The organism is Niallia sp. RD1 (genome assembly GCF_024219955.1).
Classification (GTDB): Bacteria; Bacillota; Bacilli; order Bacillales; family Cytobacillaceae; genus Niallia; species Niallia alba.
Genome location: NZ_CP100420.1, coordinates 4,249,910 through 4,268,929, shown reverse-complemented (window position 1 = coordinate 4,268,929; position 19,020 = coordinate 4,249,910). Strand labels below are relative to the sequence as shown.

The window sequence follows — 19,020 nt, the reverse complement described above, 5'->3', positions numbered from 1 at the left end:
AGAAAGGATGTTCGAAATGGAAAAGGAATTAAGGTTATATTTTATTAGACATGGAGAGACCCAATATAATATCGAGAGAAGAATGCAGGGGTTTTGTGATTCACCGTTAACAGAAAATGGGATACTCCAAGCGAAATCTGTCGGCGCTGGTTTAGTAGATGTTCCTTTTGAGGCTGCTTATGCGAGTGATAGTCAGAGAGTATTAGACACTGCTAAATTTGCTTTAGGTACTAGGAATATCAAAATAACAAAAGATGCTAGATTGAAAGAAATGAATTTTGGTATGTTGGAAGCAATGCTACAGACAGATATTATTACAGAGCATGGAGATATTCTTGAGAGACTATTTTCTTTTAAAGATGTGGAAAGTAAAGTGCAGGATGGCGAATCATTTACTGAATTATTAAATAGAACAAACGCTGCTGTTGCTGATATTATAGCTGCCCACAGAGATACCGGCGGAAACATAGCAGTCTTTTCTCATGGAGTAACTATTGGCTATTTAATGAAATCCCTTTTAAACACGGACGGATTTCCACACCATGACAATTGCTGTGTATCCGTTATTCTTGTAAAAGATGGTCAAATAATGGTGGAAAAAGTAGCGGATGCCTCTTTCCGTGACAGTGGAAAGTTAACTTTGAGCATGGAAAACTAAAAACGAAGAAAATAATTCCATGAGCTTCTATCAAAGTTTTCTCTATTTGTAGAGTCAAATAGAATGACCATTTACTACAATTTCATGCATAATAGGACCCTTATAGAAAGGAGGAGTTTTATGGTGAAAACTGCTCCAAATAAAATCCATATTATCGGGTCCGTAGGTAGTGGAAAGACAACATTGGCGAGGGATTTATCAAAGATGATGCAAATTCCTTATTATGAATTAGATAATGTCGTTTGGAAGCGAACGGAAAATGGTGATAGTAGAAGAACGGAAGAAGAAAGAAAAGAATTTTTACATTCAATCACAGAAACGGATAAATGGGTTATTGAAGGAGTTCATAGTGAACCATGGGTTAGCAAAAGTTTCTATCAAGCAGATATAATTATTTTCTTGGATACTAATTATGCTATTCGAACATATCGGATTATAAAAAGATTTTTTAAACAAAAGCTTGGTCTAGAAAAAGCAAATTATCAACCAAATTGGCAGATTTTCTTTAAAATGTTTAAATGGAATAAACACTTTGAGCAAGTAGGGAAACCTTATTTTTTTAAGACATATGAAAAGTATCAAAATAAAATCTTTGTAGTTAAGAATAATAAAGCTATTTATCGGAAATATTTTTTGAAAAGTGATTGACATTATGAATGGCCGGAAGCTCCAATTGCGGAAGAGACTGAAATTATTGCATTATGTGAAAGGATAATAATATATTTTAAAGAAGTTATGCTTGAGGAAGTGAAATATGGAATATAAATGGGTAGGTAGTGATAAGCATTTTGTTGATCAAATTAATATTCTTCAGCTAAAAAATAACTTAGTAGTTGGCCGATTTGGAGGGAATTCATCTTCAGGTCAATATAAAAATGAGGACGGTTGCTTAATCTGGATAGATGAACAAAATGATTGGGAACTAGTGACTCTCTTAGATGCACATGATACAGCGCAGAGTGCAGATTTAGTCATAAAAAGTATTGATGAAAAACGAAAAGAGATAAAAATGATTCTACAATTATCGTTAAATCAAGTGTTTCCACAAATTACTTCCTTTTTCTTAAACCATTTTTCCAACGAGGAATTTCTAGAAAAATGCAAAATGATTCAAGGAGAAACTGCATGCTTAATCGTTATACGAAAAGAAAACTTTCTATGGTGGTTATCGATTGGTGATTGCATCCTTGCATTAAATCATCCAGAACTTGCAAGATTAGGAGAATACCAGCAAAATCATCGAAGTTTTTATGAATGGATTGGCCAAAATAGTACCTTCCATCAAGGAGTGCCCTCTTATAGTTTAGGAGTGAAAGAATTAAGGAAAGGAAAAACACATATATTTCTGACTACAGATGGTCTTACTGAATGTCCCAACAGTGATTATTATACAATTGCCCCTATCTTTCACCCATTTGGAAAGCTAACTAATCAAGAAGGAGTCTATAGCTTATTAAAAGACATAAAAAAGAACAAAGTTCGTGATAGTACAACAATCATTTCTTGGTTCGTAACCAATAAAGAAGAGTCTACAATGCCAAGTGATTTAAATAGGTAAAAGAAATCACCTACTTCCCTTAAGTCAATAGATAAGAAAAAATACATCTTATTTTAAAGGATAAATAAGATGTATTTTATTTCAAATGTGTTATACTTAATTGGTGATAATGATTAATTAGTATAACTTATTTAAAGGGGCGAATTGAATGACTATATCAGTTGCGATTAATGGGTTTGGGAGAATTGGAAGAATGGTTCTTAGAAATGCAATTAATGACCAAAATATACATATTACTGCTATTAATGCTAGTTATTCATCTGAAACGATAGCACATTTAATAAAGTATGACACAATTCATGGCAAGTTCCATGGTAAAGTAGTTGCTATGGATGATTCGATTGTTATCAATGGACAAAAAATCCTGTTAGTGAATAACCGTAATCCAGAAAATTTACCTTGGAAGGAACTAGATATTGATATTGTTATAGAAGCGACAGGTAAATTTAATGCAAGAGACAAAGCAGCCTTGCATTTGAAAGCCGGCGCAAAAAAAGTTGTATTAACAGCACCTGGTGTAAATGCGGATGCAACCATTGTGATGGGTGTGAATGAAGAGACTTTAAATATTAATAAACATTACATTATTTCCAATGCTTCGTGTACGACCAATTGCTTAGGACCAGTCGTTAAGGTTATAGATGAGCATTTCAAGATAAAAAATGGATTAATGACGACCATTCATTCCTATACAAATGATCAAAATAATATTGATAATCCGCATAAGGATTTGCGCAGAGCAAGATCTTGCGGACAAAATATTATTCCAACTACAACAGGTGCTGCTAAAGCTTTAAAACAGATTCTTCCTCACTTAGAAGGAAAACTTCATGGAATGGCATTGCGAGTACCAACCCAGAATGTTTCACTAGTGGATTTAGTCGTTGATTTAGAGAAAAATGTAACGTCAGAAGCTATTAATCAAGTCTTTGAAGAAGTAGCAAAAGGAAAGCTTAAAGGTATCCTTGCTATTACCGATGAACCTTTAGTATCTGTTGACTTTAACACAACTACCCAATCAGCCACCATTGATGCTTTATCTACAATGGTTATAGGACAAAACAAAGTAAAGATCCTTGCATGGTATGACAATGAATGGGGCTATTCAAACCGAGTAGTAGATTTAGTAAAACTCGTTGGAAGTAAAATGCGTGTGGAGATGGATAGTCAAGCAGTCTAAGAGAAATCTAGATCAGTAACATAGAAAAAGGATAGTTGTACAAGGTTATTTACCAAACGTACAAACTTTCCTTTTTCTATGTTTTTCTGTTATCTTCCATACATTTCTTTTTCATAAAAACAAATAAAACGCATATTTATATTTAGGGATGAAAGGAGGAATTTTTAAATAGCAGAATTAGGGGAGGAATGAAATTGAAGATAAGACAAATTAAATCACAAGCGAGGCAATCATTAAGAGGCTCATGGGGAAAAGGTGTTTTATTAACCTTAATTTATTTCCTTATTAGTATCGTTGTAACGACATTAATAGAAATTTTATTTAGTGGCGGGATTCATAATTGGCTTTATCAAGACTATTCTCCGCTTGGCTCAGAATTAATCAATTTTATTATCTATATCTTGTATATCCCGCTCACAGTAGGTATTCTCTGGTTTTATTTAGGACTTGTACGCGCGGAAAAACCTGAAGTTCCTCAAGTTTTCAGTATTTACATAAATGCTAATCTTTCTTTAAAGCTTATTGGAACAAATATTATGATCGGCATTTTTACTTTTTTATGGACTTTATTGTTAGTTATTCCTGGTATTATTAAAGGGCTAGCATATTCACAGACATTGTATTTGTTTAAAGACAATCCAGAGTATGGAATCTTTGAAGCAATTACGGAAAGCAGAAGAAGAATGGATGGATACAAGTGGAAATATTTTTTATTAAACTTAAGCTTTATTGGATGGGGTCTGCTTTGTATACTTTCATTAGGAATCGGCTTTCTTTGGTTAGTTCCTTACATCTATACCTCTAATGCCACTTTTTATCATAATCATATTGCGGAAAAAGAGGTTATTGAACTTTAAAATATTCGTCTTACAAGCAAATATATTTCGCAATCAGATGACTGCTTTATTTAGGACTACAATCGTGGTCCTATTTTTTTTATGAATCTGGTATCCATCAAAGAAATTTTGTTTGTATTATTTTAAAATAGAAACTTTCTTACATCTTTACTCGTATGTAATTGTAACAAGTGAGGGAGGATGTACAATGTCTCTTATAGATGTAGCGATACAATCGGCGGGATACGAGCAAAAGAAAGAAATTATTAAGGATATTGATTTTTCGATTGAGAAAGGAGAATTAGTTGGTTTAATTGGGCCGAATGGGGCTGGTAAAAGCACCACGATAAAGAGTCTATTAGGACTAATAGAACATATAGAAGGAAAGATATCATACATAGAGGACTTAAATTATTCTTATTTACCAGAACGACCCATTTTTTATGATGAATTAACATTATGGGAACATCTAGATTTTGTGGCAGCAGTGGAAGGATTAGAAGAAAAACAATACAAGCAAAAAGCAAATGAGTTACTAAATCAGTACAAACTATGGGACTACGCCCATGAAAATCCAACTAAATATTCTAAAGGGATGCAGCAAAAAGCGATGCTTATCCTTGCGATGATCACTAATCCTTTCCTTTATATTATTGATGAGCCATTTATGGGTCTTGATCCAAATGCAATGAAGCTTTTTCTTGAATCGATCGAAATGGAACGAAATCGTGGGGCTGGGATACTAATGTCTACCCATGTGTTAGACACAGCAGAAAAAATTTGTGATCGATTTCTTATAATACATAATGGTCACCTAGTTGCAAAAGGAACGTTAGAGGATATTCGGGGACTGTGTCAGTTACCGGATGGCTCTCTGTATGATTGTTTTCATTTGCTCGCAGAGGATAATGAAAGTGAATAGTAGAAAGCTATTTTTTTCACGGTTGATCAAGAATTGGCGCTATCAATGGAATGTGTTTCGATCCATTGCAGATTGGACGGTAATTATCTATATTCTTGTCCCTGCAGTTATTTTTTGTGGAATCATCTACCGTTCATGGTGGATTGAATTACCTGTTTGGATTCACAACATCCCTTTTATCATACCGTTTTTCTTTTTAGCCGTTCTTGCTTGGATTGGCCATATTCGTACCTATCTTGTCGAAGCGGATAAAGTATTTTTAGTAAAACAACTTGATTTGTTATGGAAATTAAAAATATTAAGTTATTGTAATTCCCTTTTTTGGCAAATCCTTGTTATGGGCGCAGGATTTCTATGCCTCTTACCATTTTTGCTTCATTATTATTTGTTAAGCTGGCAGGAAATCCTTGTATTATTTGTCTATTTTAACGCCTTACAATCTTGTTTTCTATTACTTAAATACCATATCAGAAAAATTGCTTCCATTTTTCAAAAAAGTTTCATTATGTTTTTCCTATTTTTGATATGTATTTGGTCTAGCCAATGGATTTATCGTATCGTTGCTAACCAATATTATGTTCCGGTTTATGTTATTTCAGGTATCCTTCTTATTTTGTCGATTTTCTTTAGTCTAAAAGCCTTACATAAGATAGGTTCTCTTGACTTACATATTGAAATGGAACAGGAACGTAAAACAAGCATGGTTCAGTTTATTTATTTGGCAGCACCTGAAATAGAAAAGCCAGTGATCATGAACAGAAAAAAGCCGCGTACATTCAAAAATTCTAAACGGATTTTTAAAAAACGCACACCATCTAACGGTTTTATCGAATTATTTATTAAAATTATTCTGCGTAATTCTAGTTATTTATATGGCTATTTTATGTTGATTAACAGTACAACATGGGCAATGATTATCGTACCGCCATTATGGCTAAAAATAATTATTTTTATCGGTTTTTCTATCATGATGTATGGATGGTTAATTAGTTTATGGAATAAAGTGTGTCAATACCATCCATTAATGAAAAAGTATATGGAAAGTGATGCCTTTTTTTCTGCAAGGAAAAAGGGCGTAATGGTAATGATTGCTCTTGCTTTAGGAATCGTATTCTTTTTTAACTATGTGGCTTGGTATGTTATGAAGATGGTAGGTGTTTAGATTGTTTAACTTTATTTCAATATTGGAGGTCATATTATGGAACCGAAATGGTTGCAATGGGGAAAACAGCTTCAAGCAATTGCACAAGCAGGTTTAACGTATTCGAAAGATGTATATGATTTGGAAAGATTTGAAGACATCAGGAAATTAAGCATGGAGATAATGTCGGAATATACAAAGATTAGCAGTGCTTATTTCGGATAAACAGAACGGAATGCATGCTTTTGACAGTGGGACAGCATGGGGCTTCTTATCTTTGCAGGCTATTAAAGAAGGTTTGAAAACACATGCGATTGGTGGATTTGATAAGGCAAAGGCTCGAGAAGTCTTAAATATTCCAGAAGAATTTGATATTCAAGTAACTATCGCAATAGGGTATCAAGGCGAAAAAGAGGCATTGTCTGAAGACTTTCAAGCACGAGAGCAACCATCTAATCGTCGTCCTTTATCCGAATCGATTTTAGAAGGGAAGTATAAATAATAAAAAAACAGACGCACTAATGATACAAATGCGTCTGTTTTTTTAGCAAAGACTAATATGATGTTTATTTATTAAATCTTGTAGGGTTGGTCGTTCGTTTCCCTCGCGTCCAATTACATGTGTCGCTGTAATGAGAGAATTTAGCACAGCTTCTTCAGTAGCTTCTCCAACTGCTCTAAAAGCTTTATCTATATCCTCTTCATGAATTGTTGATACAGGCACACTCGAATATGGATTTTCGTGCGGAATTTTTGTGGCTGTAGAAAAACCAATTACTACTTCACCGCTGCCTGTCGTAATGATGGAACCAGTACGAGCGAGTCCAGTGACAGCACGCTTAATAATGCGATTTAATTGTCTCTCTGAAACAGGAAGATCTGTTGCGACTATTATAATGACTGATCCCTTATCCTTATCATTTCTTGCTTGAATAAGATGCTCTTTTAGTTCCTGCCCAATTGGCTTTCCAGCTATCACTAAATCGCACAATATTCCGAAATTAGTCAAGGTTAAGACACCCAATGTATAGCTACCATGTTTCATATCTATTATACGTGATGACGTACCAATTCCTCCCTTTAAGGAGTAACATAACATGCCGCGACCTGCTCCAATTGAACCTTCCTCAAACGTAGGTGAGGCATTGACAATCGCATCGAAAACATGTTGTTTGGTGATATTTCTTGCTCTTATATCATTCAGGAACATATCATTACATTCACAAACAATCGGATTAACGGTTCCTGTAGTCTTACCGATTTCCGTATTATTATCTAGCATATATTCAATTAATGCATCTGCAGCAGCACCAATGCTTAATGTATTTGTTAAAAGGATAGGGGTTTCGATTGTTCCTAATTCATTTATTTGCATCAAACCCATCGTTTTTCCAAAGCCATTAATAACATGACTTGAAGCAATTACCTTTTCCTTAAATACGTTTCCTTGATGTGGCAATATTGTTGTAACACCTGTTTGTGTATCACCATTTTTTAAGGTAACATGGCCAACTGTAACGCCATCGACATCTGTAATGGCATTTTTGCTTCCAGTTTTTAGTTTACCTATCGTAACTCCATAATCCCGTATCCGCTTTTGTTTGATCATAAATAACCTACCTTCCGTATTGATAGTATTATTTTTTCAAAATGAAAGAAATTTATCAAGTTTTTCGCAAACTCATTCGAAATAATTTATAAAAACAGTCGTTTCATCTTGTAAGTGTTTATTAGGAGCGAAAATGGCGAGAGAAACAGCAAGACGAATGGAATATGATATAAAGCTTTAATATGATGAAAACAATAAATGATAAAGATTGCTGGTGAAGCAGTCTTTTTTGTACTTTCCTTCTTTAAATGCTTGCTAAACAATACAATATTCAAAATAAGAACAAATGTTCTCTCATGGTAAAAAACGAATAAAACGGAATGAAAATGAAAGAAAAAGAATAATAAGTTTGACAAAACTTAATAAAACGGAATAATATAAATTTAGATTTTAATGAGAAAGGGTAGCATATGTTAGCGGAGGAAAGAAGACAAAGAATTTTAGAAATTATAGCAAGAGATGGCAAAGTAATCGCCAAAGATTTAGCAGCTAAATTTGAAATGTCCCTTGATTCGATAAGAAGAGACTTATCCATTATGGAAGAACAAGGATTACTGCAAAAAACATATGGTGGTGCCATTCTTCCTGAACCAACACCTAAAGTGCGGACAATGTCGCAACCAGATGCAATTAGATACGGAGCAGGTGCTCCACATGAAAATGCTATATCTAAATTAGCAGCTTCCTGCATTAAAAAAAATGATACTGTTTTTATTGGAGGAGCAGGTATTCATTATGGAATGATGAAATATTTGCCAACTGATTTCCCTTATACAATCATTACCAATTCTCTAAAAATTGCCGAACATATTAGAACACGAGAAAATATTAGTTCCTATTTAATCGGTGGAAAGCTAAGGGGTGTTTCATCTGGTAGTATGATAGATTGTCTGGCTATGGAAATGATGCGTAAATTTTCTTTGGATATTTGTTTTTTAACAGGAGGAGGAATTAACGTAAAAGGTATTAGTACTTCTACTCCTGAAGCTGCAGCATTTGCTCAGACCGTTTCCAGTGTTGCACATAAAGTAGTATGCCTTGCTCCCCATGAAAAGATAGGGCTTGAAATGTTTATGCAATCTATACCAATGGAGGAGATAGATATCCTGATCACAGATTTAGGGGCTCCGGAAAAAATAATTCAAGAGATAAAAAAGAAAAGAACGCAAATTATTTTTGCGGATTTACATTGATTAGAATGAGAGGAATAGGAGATTCATAATGAGATGGATGAACATAGAAGGACCTTCAAAGCTAGAAGGTTCCTTAACCGTACCAGGTTCGAAAAATAGCTCGCTCGCAATTCTTGCAGCAGCATGCTTAGCTAGTGAACCCGTAATTTTAAAGAATATCCCAAACATCGCAGATTTTGGTGTGCTTCGTCAAATTGGCGAGGAAATTGGATGTGTGATGCATCGAGACAGTACAGGGGACGTTCATATTGATCCTACTAAAATAAATAATACAATCATAGAACCTGAAAAGTCTGGCAAATTCAGAACAGCTTATTACTTTATCGGAGCATTACTCGCTAAATTTGGAAAAGTATCACTCGGCTATCCAGGCGGGGATGATTTTGTAAGTAGACCAATTGACCAACATATCAAGGCTTTAGAAAAATTAGGGGCAACATTCACCTTTTTCAAAGATTATTATGAAGTAGAGGCTTCTAAATTAAAAGGTGCGACCATCTATTTTGATACGATCACATCAGGCGCAACAATTAATAGTATGCTAGCAGCGGTATTAGCTGAAGGGGAAACGATTTTATTAAATGCGGCAAGAGATCCAGAAGTAACAGATACTGCGTTATTTTTAAATCAAATGGGTGCTAAAATCATCGGTGCTGGTACAGAAACAATCAAAATTAAAGGTGTTAAGCAATTAAATGGATGTAGCTACAGCGTTATTCCTGACCGTCTAATTGCGGGAGCTTTTCTCATTTCGTCCGGAATCACAGGAGGCACGATTACTGTAAAAGATATTATTCCAGAACATCTTACCTCCTGCATTATGAAATTGAAAGAGATTGGTGTAGGTATTGAAATAAAAGAAAATAATGTTACATCTTTTTTAGATGGTAGAATTAAAGCGACAAGAGTAAGAACTGCTATGTTTCCAGGGTTTCCGACGGATTTGCAGCAGCCTTTAACCGTATTATTAACACAAGCGAGTGGGAAAAGTGCGCTTCGGGAAACGGTTTATCCGAATCGATTTAATCATGTATATCAGTTGAATAAAATGGGAGCGAGCATTGAGGTAGCAAATGGAGTTGCTCATATAAAAGGAAAATCGTCACTGCACGGTGCATTAGTCCATGCTTCCGATGTCAGAGCTGGAATATGTCTTATGCTTGCAGGGGTTATTGCGGAAGGAAAGACAGTAATTACTGGAATGGAACATATAGAACGGGGATATGATAATGCGGTAGCAGCATTTAATAGCCTAGGAGCAAATATTACTTTGCATTATTCTGACGAGATTACGAATGATATTTTGATAGAAGAACTTAAAAAAATTAATTAGTAAAACGAAATTGTCTAATCGGATTATTTTTTATATAATGATAGATAAATAATGATAACACTTGCTGATTGGAAAAACCAAAGGCGTCTTTTTATAGGGCTCTTTTGGTTTTTTTTGTTAGTTTATTACTTTTATATCGGAGGAAAACAATGACTTTTAGCTATGTGTCCCATTTAGAATGTCCAAAATGTCAGGCAATATTAGAGGTTACAAAAATTCAACAGCTTTGTGAATGTGGATCTCCTTTACTAGTACGCTATGATTTACAGAAAGCTAAGAAACATGTTTCAAAGGAGAAAATAGAAAGGCGCGCAAAAAGTTTATGGCGCTATCATGAACTTCTACCAGTAACAGCAGAAGAAAATGTCGTTTCCTTAGGAGAAGGGGGCACACCATTAGAAAAAATGCCAAGATTAGGTGAGCATTATCAGCTTGCTAATTTATACATAAAGGATGAGGGAATCATTCCAACCGGTTCCTTTAAAACAAGAGGAGCAAGTGTTGGAATTTCAAAAGCGAAAGAGCTTGGGGTAGAACAGCTTGCAATGCCTACAAATGGTAATGCGGGTGCAGCTTGGGCACTTTATGCAGCTAAGGCGAATATCAAAGCAACTATTGTCATGCCTGTCGATGCTCCTGCTATTACAAGAAAAGAAGTTTATATAGCCGGTGGAGATTTGCATTTAGTAGAGGGACTAATAAGTGATGCGGGCAAAATAGTTGGCCAATTAGTTGCTCAAAAAAGAGTTTATGATGCTTCTACTTTGAAAGAACCATACCGAATCGAAGGAAAGAAGACGATGGGATATGAGATTGTGGAGCAATTTAATTGGAAGGTTCCTGATGTGATCTTATATCCAACAGGTGGTGGCGTTGGTATTATCGGTATATATAAAGCGTTAAAAGAAATGCAAGAACTCGGTTGGATAGCAGACAACAAGCTTCCTAGATTAGTCGCAGTACAAGCAGAAGGATGTTCTCCTATTGTAGAAGCTTGGAAAAAAGGGGAAACAGAGTCTACGTTTTATGAGAATTCGGAGACCTGTGCTTTCGGTATAAATGTACCTAAAGCATTAGGCGATTTTCTAGTATTGGAAAGTTTGTATAAGTCTAATGGATGCGCTGTTGCTGTTTCAGAAGACGAATTACTCGCTGCCCAAAAGTTAGTCGCAGAGCTAGAAGGGAACTTTATTTGTCCAGAAGGAGCAGCAACCTTTGCAGCTGCTGAAAAGTTAAGAAAAGAAGGCTGGATGAAAGAAGAAGAGGTTGTCGTTTGTTTAAATACAGGCGCAGGAATAAAATATCCAGAAACGGTGGAACTTTCTAATATTCCAACTTTACAGCCAGGTGAAAGCATTAAAAGTTAATCTTTTGTTAATAGTATAAGGATTAATAGTAGAAAATTAAATTAGTTAAATTCAATAAAACCGCCAATTTATCGGCGGTTTTATCTATTCCAACCTATTATTTTGGTAATTTATTAAATAAGCTTCGTAAAAATAGTGAAACCTTTCTATAAAAAAATCGTATGATAGATGAAAAGTACAAAAAGGAGGAATAGAGAGGGCGTTAAAAAGAGCATCAAATTATTATATTTGGAATATTTATCAAATAAACCTTTAATATTCCAAAAAAATCGCTATAATGAAATGGACAGCAAATAAGATCGGCTGTTGTTTACATAAAGGAGGATATGAATTGAAAATTTCAGAAATTAAGTATGAAGCAAGACAATCGTTAAAAGGGGAATGGGGAAAAGTAGTAGGACTTACTTTCCTATATTTTATTTTAAGTACGGTAATAAATTTCTCGATTGAGGTTTACGCTAGTGGAGGAATCGTAAATTGGTTTAATCAAGATTACACACCACCACTGGCAACCATATTAAATGCCATTATTAGTGTTATTTTAATCCCATTAACTGTTGCTATTAGTTGGTTTTATCTAGATATCGTTAGAGAAAAAAGTCCTGAAATTCCGCAGGTTTTTACGATATATACGGATGCAAAATTAGCTCTAAAAGCAATTGGTACTACTATCATGGTCGGTATATTTACATTCTTATGGTCTTTATTATTATTAATTCCGGGAATTATCAAAGGGCTAGCATATTCACAGACATTTATGATCTTAAAGGATCATCCAGAATTATCGGTATTTGAAGCAATAACAGAAAGCAGAAGAAGAATGGATGGCTACAAATGGAAATTCTTCCTGTTAAACGTAAGCTTTATTGGTTGGGCCTTTTTATGTCTATTATCTTTAGGGATTGGTTTCTTATGGTTAACGCCATATTACTATACAACTATTGCAACTTTTTATCATGACTTAATTGCAGATAAAGAAACACTTTAAATTTCAGTGGATAGTTTATAGAGATACCCAGAAAGCAGATGTTAAATCAGTTTTCTGGGTTTTTTATTGTTATGTAAACTAGAAGAGAGAGAATAAGTGTAGAAATTGAAATGCCCAGCATCTGAATAGCCTTATAGATTAACGAATAATAGTATTTATATAGTATTGGGAAAATGGAAAAGAAATCTGATTATAAACTTGGAGTAAATTTCAGATGACTATAAACGCAATGAAGAAATGGATAAGTTTATGAATAAGCTCACGGCTAATATAAGGATCGATTGTCATTAAATATTTAAACAACTAAATAAATGAATTTAGTATATGAAAAATAGTGATGAATTGGATTAAAGCGGAGTGATTAAATAAGACTATATTAAGATAAATTTTTTGTTTTGTCTCACTATCTAGAGTATACTTTGATTTGAGACGTAGTTTTCTTTTATTTTAATTACTGTGTATAATATATATTATGTTCGGGGCGTTATAATAAATATAAGAATATAGTAAAACTACATTCTCTCTACTCTATTCTTATACTGTTTATCTTTAATATTAGTTAAATCAATAAATTTCGTACTATATTCAATGATATCATTCATATATAATTGGTGTGATTTTGCAAATTGTTTTGCATCTTCAAGCAATTGCTTATCATAAGTTGTTTTATACTGAACACGATCTTTTGGTCTAGATTCCTTAGAGAATTCTACAATTCCGGTTGTTAATAAATTTTTAAGTCCGTTTTCAATTAAATAATTAATATGTGTATCGTATTCTTCAGACATTCGATTTAATTTATTAATGATTTCTTTACTAATATTAGTTCTGAATTTAATCCTTGTTTGATCTGTTTCTTGAATCAATTTTCCGTTTACTAATCTCCACAAAATGGTAATCCTCCTATAATAATGAATATTTCTTGTGTTTGCTGTTAATCCTTAGATCCAACTCTCTTTAAAATCCTCTATATATTTTCTAATATTTGTAGGCGTTTTGCCTGTTACTTTTTCATAATCATGCTTAATTCCTTTTGCAAGGCCAAGTTTTGTCGGCATATGAACACCAACGACAACATTTACAAATCCTTCATCTTCACCTATTTTCTTCATATATTCCCTAAATTCTTTGACTGATGGGTTTGTATATTGAATTTTTACTCCAAGCACTTCGGTCATTATACTTGCAACATCAAAAAAGTCGAGAGCTTCATTCCCTGTTACGGCATAAATTTGGTTTTTATGCTTTCCTTCATTAACTAGCGTTAAAGCAGAGATTTCAGCAAGATCTCTAGTATCAATAAAGCTTGTTTTCCCTTTACCTGCTGGAACAAAGATACGTTGTCTTTCTTTAATTTCCTTACAAAGAAAATCATTTAAATTTTGCATAAAATATCCGGCGCGAACAAATGTATAAGGTATGTTATAGCTTTTTATTAGCTTTTCCATTTTGTAATGGTGGATAAATGGCATGAATTGGACGTCTTTTAACGATAAATAGGTAATGTGTTTAATCTCTTTATCCTTTGCCTTTTCTAAAAAAGTAGCGAATGGAAGGTTTTCACCAGGTGGGTACATTAAAAAAATGCGGTCAATATTTTCAAGAGCCCCATCAAATGTAGTTGGATCTGAAAAATCAAGACTAACGTATTCATATATATCACCAAACTTAGCTCTAGCTCTTTCAACATTTCGAACCCCACATAATATTGGTATATCTATGTCTTTTAAATAGTTAGCAACCTGTAATCCAACTTTTCCCGTAAAACCTGTTACTAAAATCTTCATCATATATCTCCCCTGTTGTTATAACTATCTATTCTATCTGAGATCTTATTTAACATGCGTATTGTGTTTAATAGCTCTTCTTCAGAAAAATCATGCAAAATGTATTGATACAACTCAACATGCTCTCTTTTTTTGCTTTGTACAAGTTTTTTTCCTTTTTCAGATAAAACTAAAGTGACAACTCTTCGGTCTATTTTACTTCGGTTCCTTTCAATTAATCCTAAGTTTTCAAGCTTATCAGCAATGCCAGTTGCAGCACCTGATGTCACACCAAAATGCTCTGATATTTCCCTTGTTCTAATTTCACCTTTATTTTGAATCATAAAAAGAAATATCATTAAGTTATGGGTAATCACTCCTTCATCTCTAGGCTTCATAATTGAAACACTTACTTCACTTGCTCTTTTTAATGAAGTTAATAAATTTTCAAAGATGTTCATACAATGGACCTTCCTTTATAAATACTTTAGTAACTAAGATACTTTATTTTTAAGTATATTACTAATTAAGATAATATTCAAGTTGTAACGGTAAGTAATGAAGATGATATCTTCAAGGATAATGATCAATGATCAAATAATGAAAGCCGGTGGAATCCTACGAAGAGTAAAATTCCACCGGCTTTTTCATCTCAGAGGAGGTCTTGTCCCAATGTCATAAACCTAAATTGTAAAAATATGTAAATATTAAAAAAGATTCATAAAATTGTTGTATAAAATTGAAAAAACCCCTTGACTTTTCAGAAACACCTCCATAATCAGCGTGAATACCAGTTCTTGGTATATCTCGTACGAAATGGGGTTTTTTTGTTGAAAAAAAGCAAGTTTTTAGAAGCGATTGAAGTATGTAGGGAGGTATTGTACGATTTCCATTTCATGTGCGATTCCCGCATGAAATCAACCTACTTTACACGTAAAGGAGGCAAATTGACTTTCCCAGAAACAATTTTGTTTGTGCTAAATCTAGTAACGAGAAGCTTGCAGATTGAGTTGAATGACTTTTTTGAGTTGATTAAAAAAGAAGGAGAAATTATAAGTAAACAGGGATTTTCACAAGCGCGAAAAAAAATAAAACCAGAAGCCTTCAAGACGTTATTTGACACCATTACGACGTGGTTTTATCAGACAAATAACTCCTTTAAATATAAGGGCTTCCGGTTATATGCGATTGATGCGTCTATCATAGAAATAGCCAATTCCCAAAGGCTAAGAGATACCTTCGGCGCATCAAAGGGCAATGGCAAGGAACTTGCCAGAGCCATGGTATCTACTATTTATGATATCGGAAATGATTTATTTGTAAAGGGGATAATCACAAAATGTACAGATAGCGAGCGCACAGTAGCGATAGAATTAATTGATAGTTTCCTAGAACTGCGTTCTAACCACGACCTTTTTCTTTTTGACCGTGGGTATCCATCTCAATATTTCTTTCACTATCTTTTGAAGAATAAAGTGAATTTTGTTGTTAGAACGCCAGTTAATTTTTACCGAGCCGCTATAAAAGAAGGGATCCCTGATCAGGTCATTGAACTCAAGTATAAAAGCAACGTCATGCGTTTGCGTGCGGTCCGTATCCCATTAGGCTCTGGAGAAGATGAATTACTTATAACGAATATATTAGATGAGTCTTTTGATATTCCGGCTTTTAAAGAGTTGTACTTTAAACGATGGTCAATCGAAACAAAATACGATGTCTTAAAAAACAAAATACAGATTGAAAGATTCTCAGGCGAAACAAAACAGACGATTGAACAAGAGTTTTATGCTGCTTTATTTTTAAGCAACATGGCTTCCCTACTAAAGCATGAGTCAGATGTGATCATCGCCGAGGATCAGAAGGATAAAGACTTAAAGCACAAATATAAAACTAACACCAATATTTTAATTGGCGCACTAAAAGATAAGCTCATTTGTTTAATCATTGAACCAAGTCAAAGGCGAAGAAAAAAGATGTATAAAGACCTACTGAACGAAGTTCAGCGAAATAGAGTCCCAATTAGACCTGGAAGGAAATTTAAACGTTCCAGAGGGCTAAATGCGAATAAACATGGATTTGGACAACGACCAGCTATCTAACAAAACGAACAAATAGGAAAATCAGGGAAATGCCAAAAAAATTAAATAGGCACTTCCCGGGCATCCTATTGGCTTTTTTAGTTATCAGAATATTATAAACATCAATTTTGGTTTACCACTGGTAATTACTGGTTTCTTAACTTGATGACATTGGGTCTTGTCCCAGTCTCATATGAATTGTTTTACCTATTAACTTTGATAAAATGATAAATTAAGGTTTTATAATCTTCTTTCACTCGAGGAATAGTTACACCAGCATAATTAAGTTCACTACCAGAATACATTCTACCAGTGTCCATTTCCTTATATGTTGCATAATCATCTAGATAATTAACAGGTAAATAGTTTACTGGTACAGCAGGACGAGCTACTCCGTTAAAATAAATGACTATTGCTTCTTCCTCATTTTTAAACATCCAAGCCGTTTCAAAATATTCTCCTGGGGACTTTAATCGATAAAATTCCCCAAATTGAAATAGTTTTCTATGCTGTTTATAAAAGGATATTTGGTTTTCTATTTCTGTGAGTTCCTCTTTTGATACATCCATTAAGTTAAGTTCATAACCAAAATTGGCACTCATTGCTACTAAACCTCTAGTTTCAAGAGAGGTTATCCTTCCTACTTGATGATTCGGTACAGGTGAAACATGTGCGGCCATCATAATGGGAGGATAAAGCAAACTGTATCCATATTGGATTTTTGTCCTACATAAGGCATCTGTATTATCGCTCGTCCAATTTTGGGCCATGTAATACATCATTCCAGGATCAAATCTTCCCCCTCCACTTGAACAATTTTCAAATAGTACATTGGGAAATTGTTTCACTAGCTTCTCGAGAATTCGATATAAGCCAAGTATATATCGATGACTTATCTCTCCTTGTTGATCTTTAGGGAAGGCTGCACTCCCAATATCGGTTAAATGACGGTTCATATCCCATTTAATATAATCAATTTTGCCTGTTTCTAAATGTTCTGTTAATACATTTATTAAAAAGTCTTGCACTTCACGATTTGATAAATCTAGGACTAGCTGTCTTCTTCCTTCTAAAGGTGAATATGCAGGGCTATGTATAACCCAATCAGAGTTTGCTTTAAATAGTTCGCTATTTCTTGAAATCATTTCTGGTTCAAACCATAAACCAAATTTCATTCCTTTATTTCTCACCATCTCAGCTAAGCCAGCTATTCCGTTCGGTAACTTTTCCTTATTCTCCTTCCAATCTCCAAGCGAGGAAGTATCATCCATTCTGTTGCCGAACCACCCATCATCTAAAACAAACATTTCCATGCCGACCTGTGATGCTAATTCAGCTAATTTTTCACATTTTTCTTCTGATATATCAAAGTAATTAGCTTCCCACGTATTTAATAGAATCGGTCGTTCGCGATTTCGAAAGGGCTTTGGACATAGATGTTCTTGATAGAGTTTATGAAAAGTGTTGCTCATATGATTTAATCCCTGATTAGAATAAACCATCACAGCTTCTGGTGTTTCAAATTTACCTCCAGGTGAAAGCTTCCATGAAAATCCTTCTGCATTTATGCCGAGCTGTACTCGTGATGAACCATATTGTTCTACTTCTACTTGTGCTTGAAAATTCCCACTATAAATGAGATGAAATGCACGTGCTTCTCCACTAAATTCATCTGTATTTGGGTTTAAAAGTGCTAAAAATGGTTGATGTTGTGGACTACTTACACCACGAGTACTTTCTATTTTTTGAATACCATTATGCAATCTCCTTCTGCTAATGTTTGCCTCATTCGTATGGGACCCGTAAAGAGTTAACAAATCAAAAGTAGTTGACGCGATATCTACTTGAAGACTTCCTGCATTGTCAAGGAATACTTCTTGATTACCGTAATTTAAGAATGTTACATGTCGTGTTATTACAGGTAGTTGTTCATAAAGATGATAGAAAAGCTTCATTTCCAACTTCTGAATATCATCATAAAGGGTAATAGTCAGTGTAGTAACTTCTGAATCTTTGCCTTCTAATGTGGGTAACCCCTCTATGCGCTTTTTCCCAGTTTGAATTTCGAATTTCTTATAAGAAAAATCTGTTCGTGTATGATTCGTATGAGAACGTATTGTATAATTCGAGATTCGGTGATCACCGCTTTGTTGCGTACTTGTTTCCAGAGGTAGTGCATTTAAGCTAAACACTCTCTCATCAGGAATTGGATTAGTTGCAAAACCACGATCAATCATTTGAAGCTGGGTGCTGCCATTAAAACTTTCTAATCTTCTACCCCAATAACGATGGGTGACGTATTTTTCTTTTTCTATTGAAATCACATAACTCAATATTTCGTTTTGTAGATGGAGTGTTTTTCCATCTTTTTCAAGAAAAATAGGCAAATTA

At 34.2% G+C, this 19,020-nt stretch carries 18 protein-coding genes and 1 pseudogene; 14 read left to right on the top strand and 5 right to left on the bottom strand.

Going from position 1 to position 19,020, the window contains the following annotated elements; genetic code table 11:
* Positions 1-16 precede the first annotated feature (16 nt).
* The 9 genes and pseudogenes from NKG37_RS20550 to NKG37_RS20510 all read left to right on the top strand — a co-directional run bounded on the left by NKG37_RS20550 (position 17) and on the right by NKG37_RS20510 (position 6,797).
* Positions 17-658: a histidine phosphatase family protein gene (locus NKG37_RS20550; protein WP_169188644.1), complete on the top strand. Its 642-nt coding sequence runs from the start codon at positions 17-19 to the stop codon at positions 656-658.
* 120 nt (positions 659-778) lie between these two features.
* Positions 779-1,306: an AAA family ATPase gene (locus tag NKG37_RS20545; RefSeq protein WP_016203669.1), complete on the top strand. Its 528-nt coding sequence runs from the start codon at positions 779-781 to the stop codon at positions 1,304-1,306.
* Between the two features lie 106 nt (positions 1,307-1,412).
* Complete coding sequence (locus tag NKG37_RS20540) at positions 1,413-2,216, top strand: PP2C family serine/threonine-protein phosphatase (protein ID WP_016203670.1); 804 nt, start codon at positions 1,413-1,415, stop codon at positions 2,214-2,216.
* Positions 2,217-2,364: 148 nt separating this feature from the next.
* Positions 2,365-3,396 (top strand): glyceraldehyde-3-phosphate dehydrogenase, encoded by a 1,032-nt coding sequence (locus NKG37_RS20535; RefSeq protein ID WP_224427938.1) that lies wholly within the window; start codon positions 2,365-2,367, stop codon positions 3,394-3,396.
* A 188-nt stretch (positions 3,397-3,584) separates the two neighbouring features.
* On the top strand, positions 3,585-4,253 hold the full coding sequence (locus tag NKG37_RS20530; RefSeq protein WP_302183196.1) for a DUF975 family protein: 669 nt from the start codon (positions 3,585-3,587) through the stop codon (positions 4,251-4,253).
* 187 nt (positions 4,254-4,440) lie between these two features.
* Positions 4,441-5,154, top strand: coding sequence for an ABC transporter ATP-binding protein (locus NKG37_RS20525; protein ID WP_016203673.1), 714 nt, complete (start codon positions 4,441-4,443; stop codon positions 5,152-5,154).
* The gene (locus tag NKG37_RS20520) at positions 5,147-6,316 is read left to right on the top strand and encodes an ABC transporter permease (protein ID WP_198013213.1); all 1,170 of its coding nucleotides are present in this window, start codon (positions 5,147-5,149) and stop codon (positions 6,314-6,316) included. The genes NKG37_RS20525 and NKG37_RS20520 overlap by 8 nt, the downstream gene beginning before the upstream one ends.
* Positions 6,317-6,352: 36 nt before the next feature.
* Positions 6,353-6,499 (top strand): annotated as a pseudogene (locus NKG37_RS20515) (NUDIX hydrolase N-terminal domain-containing protein); the annotation flags it as partial.
* A gap of 31 nt (positions 6,500-6,530) precedes the next feature.
* The gene (locus tag NKG37_RS20510) at positions 6,531-6,797 is read left to right on the top strand and encodes a nitroreductase family protein (protein ID WP_367976111.1); all 267 of its coding nucleotides are present in this window, start codon (positions 6,531-6,533) and stop codon (positions 6,795-6,797) included.
* A 42-nt stretch (positions 6,798-6,839) separates the two neighbouring features.
* Here NKG37_RS20510 and NKG37_RS20505 read toward each other — a convergent pair whose 3' ends face one another.
* On the bottom strand, positions 6,840-7,904 hold the full coding sequence (locus tag NKG37_RS20505; RefSeq protein ID WP_254415269.1) for a DmpA family aminopeptidase: 1,065 nt from the start codon (positions 7,902-7,904) through the stop codon (positions 6,840-6,842).
* A gap of 410 nt (positions 7,905-8,314) precedes the next feature.
* On the opposite strand from NKG37_RS20505, the gene NKG37_RS20500 reads away from it, so the two are divergent.
* From NKG37_RS20500 to NKG37_RS20485, 4 genes are all read left to right on the top strand, one after another.
* The gene (locus NKG37_RS20500) at positions 8,315-9,097 is read left to right on the top strand and encodes a DeoR/GlpR family DNA-binding transcription regulator (protein WP_224427941.1); all 783 of its coding nucleotides are present in this window, start codon (positions 8,315-8,317) and stop codon (positions 9,095-9,097) included.
* Positions 9,098-9,125: 28 nt separating this feature from the next.
* Positions 9,126-10,430: a UDP-N-acetylglucosamine 1-carboxyvinyltransferase gene (murA, locus tag NKG37_RS20495; RefSeq protein WP_254415268.1), complete on the top strand. Its 1,305-nt coding sequence runs from the start codon at positions 9,126-9,128 to the stop codon at positions 10,428-10,430.
* A 149-nt stretch (positions 10,431-10,579) separates the two neighbouring features.
* Positions 10,580-11,797 (top strand): threonine synthase, encoded by a 1,218-nt coding sequence (locus tag NKG37_RS20490; RefSeq protein WP_254415267.1) that lies wholly within the window; start codon positions 10,580-10,582, stop codon positions 11,795-11,797.
* Positions 11,798-12,128: 331 nt separating this feature from the next.
* Complete coding sequence (locus NKG37_RS20485) at positions 12,129-12,785, top strand: DUF975 family protein (protein WP_016203683.1); 657 nt, start codon at positions 12,129-12,131, stop codon at positions 12,783-12,785.
* Positions 12,786-13,297: 512 nt separating this feature from the next.
* On the opposite strand, the gene NKG37_RS20480 is transcribed toward NKG37_RS20485, so the two are convergent.
* The 3 genes from NKG37_RS20480 to NKG37_RS20470 are packed head-to-tail and all read right to left on the bottom strand — an operon-like array spanning position 13,298 to position 15,012.
* Positions 13,298-13,675, bottom strand: a complete 378-nt coding sequence (locus NKG37_RS20480) for a hypothetical protein (RefSeq protein WP_016203684.1) — start codon at positions 13,673-13,675, stop codon at positions 13,298-13,300.
* A 51-nt stretch (positions 13,676-13,726) separates the two neighbouring features.
* Positions 13,727-14,575, bottom strand: a complete 849-nt coding sequence (locus NKG37_RS20475) for an SDR family oxidoreductase (RefSeq protein ID WP_318010510.1) — start codon at positions 14,573-14,575, stop codon at positions 13,727-13,729.
* Positions 14,572-15,012: a MarR family winged helix-turn-helix transcriptional regulator gene (locus NKG37_RS20470; protein ID WP_016203686.1), complete on the bottom strand. Its 441-nt coding sequence runs from the start codon at positions 15,010-15,012 to the stop codon at positions 14,572-14,574. The genes NKG37_RS20475 and NKG37_RS20470 overlap by 4 nt, the downstream gene beginning before the upstream one ends.
* A gap of 450 nt (positions 15,013-15,462) precedes the next feature.
* On the opposite strand from NKG37_RS20470, the gene NKG37_RS20465 reads away from it, so the two are divergent.
* Positions 15,463-16,650: an IS4 family transposase gene (locus NKG37_RS20465; protein WP_254414795.1), complete on the top strand. Its 1,188-nt coding sequence runs from the start codon at positions 15,463-15,465 to the stop codon at positions 16,648-16,650.
* Positions 16,651-16,832: 182 nt separating this feature from the next.
* Here NKG37_RS20465 and NKG37_RS20460 read toward each other — a convergent pair whose 3' ends face one another.
* Positions 16,833-19,016, bottom strand: coding sequence for an alpha-galactosidase (locus NKG37_RS20460; RefSeq protein WP_169188636.1), 2,184 nt, complete (start codon positions 19,014-19,016; stop codon positions 16,833-16,835).
* Between the last annotated feature and the right edge of the window lie 4 nt (positions 19,017-19,020).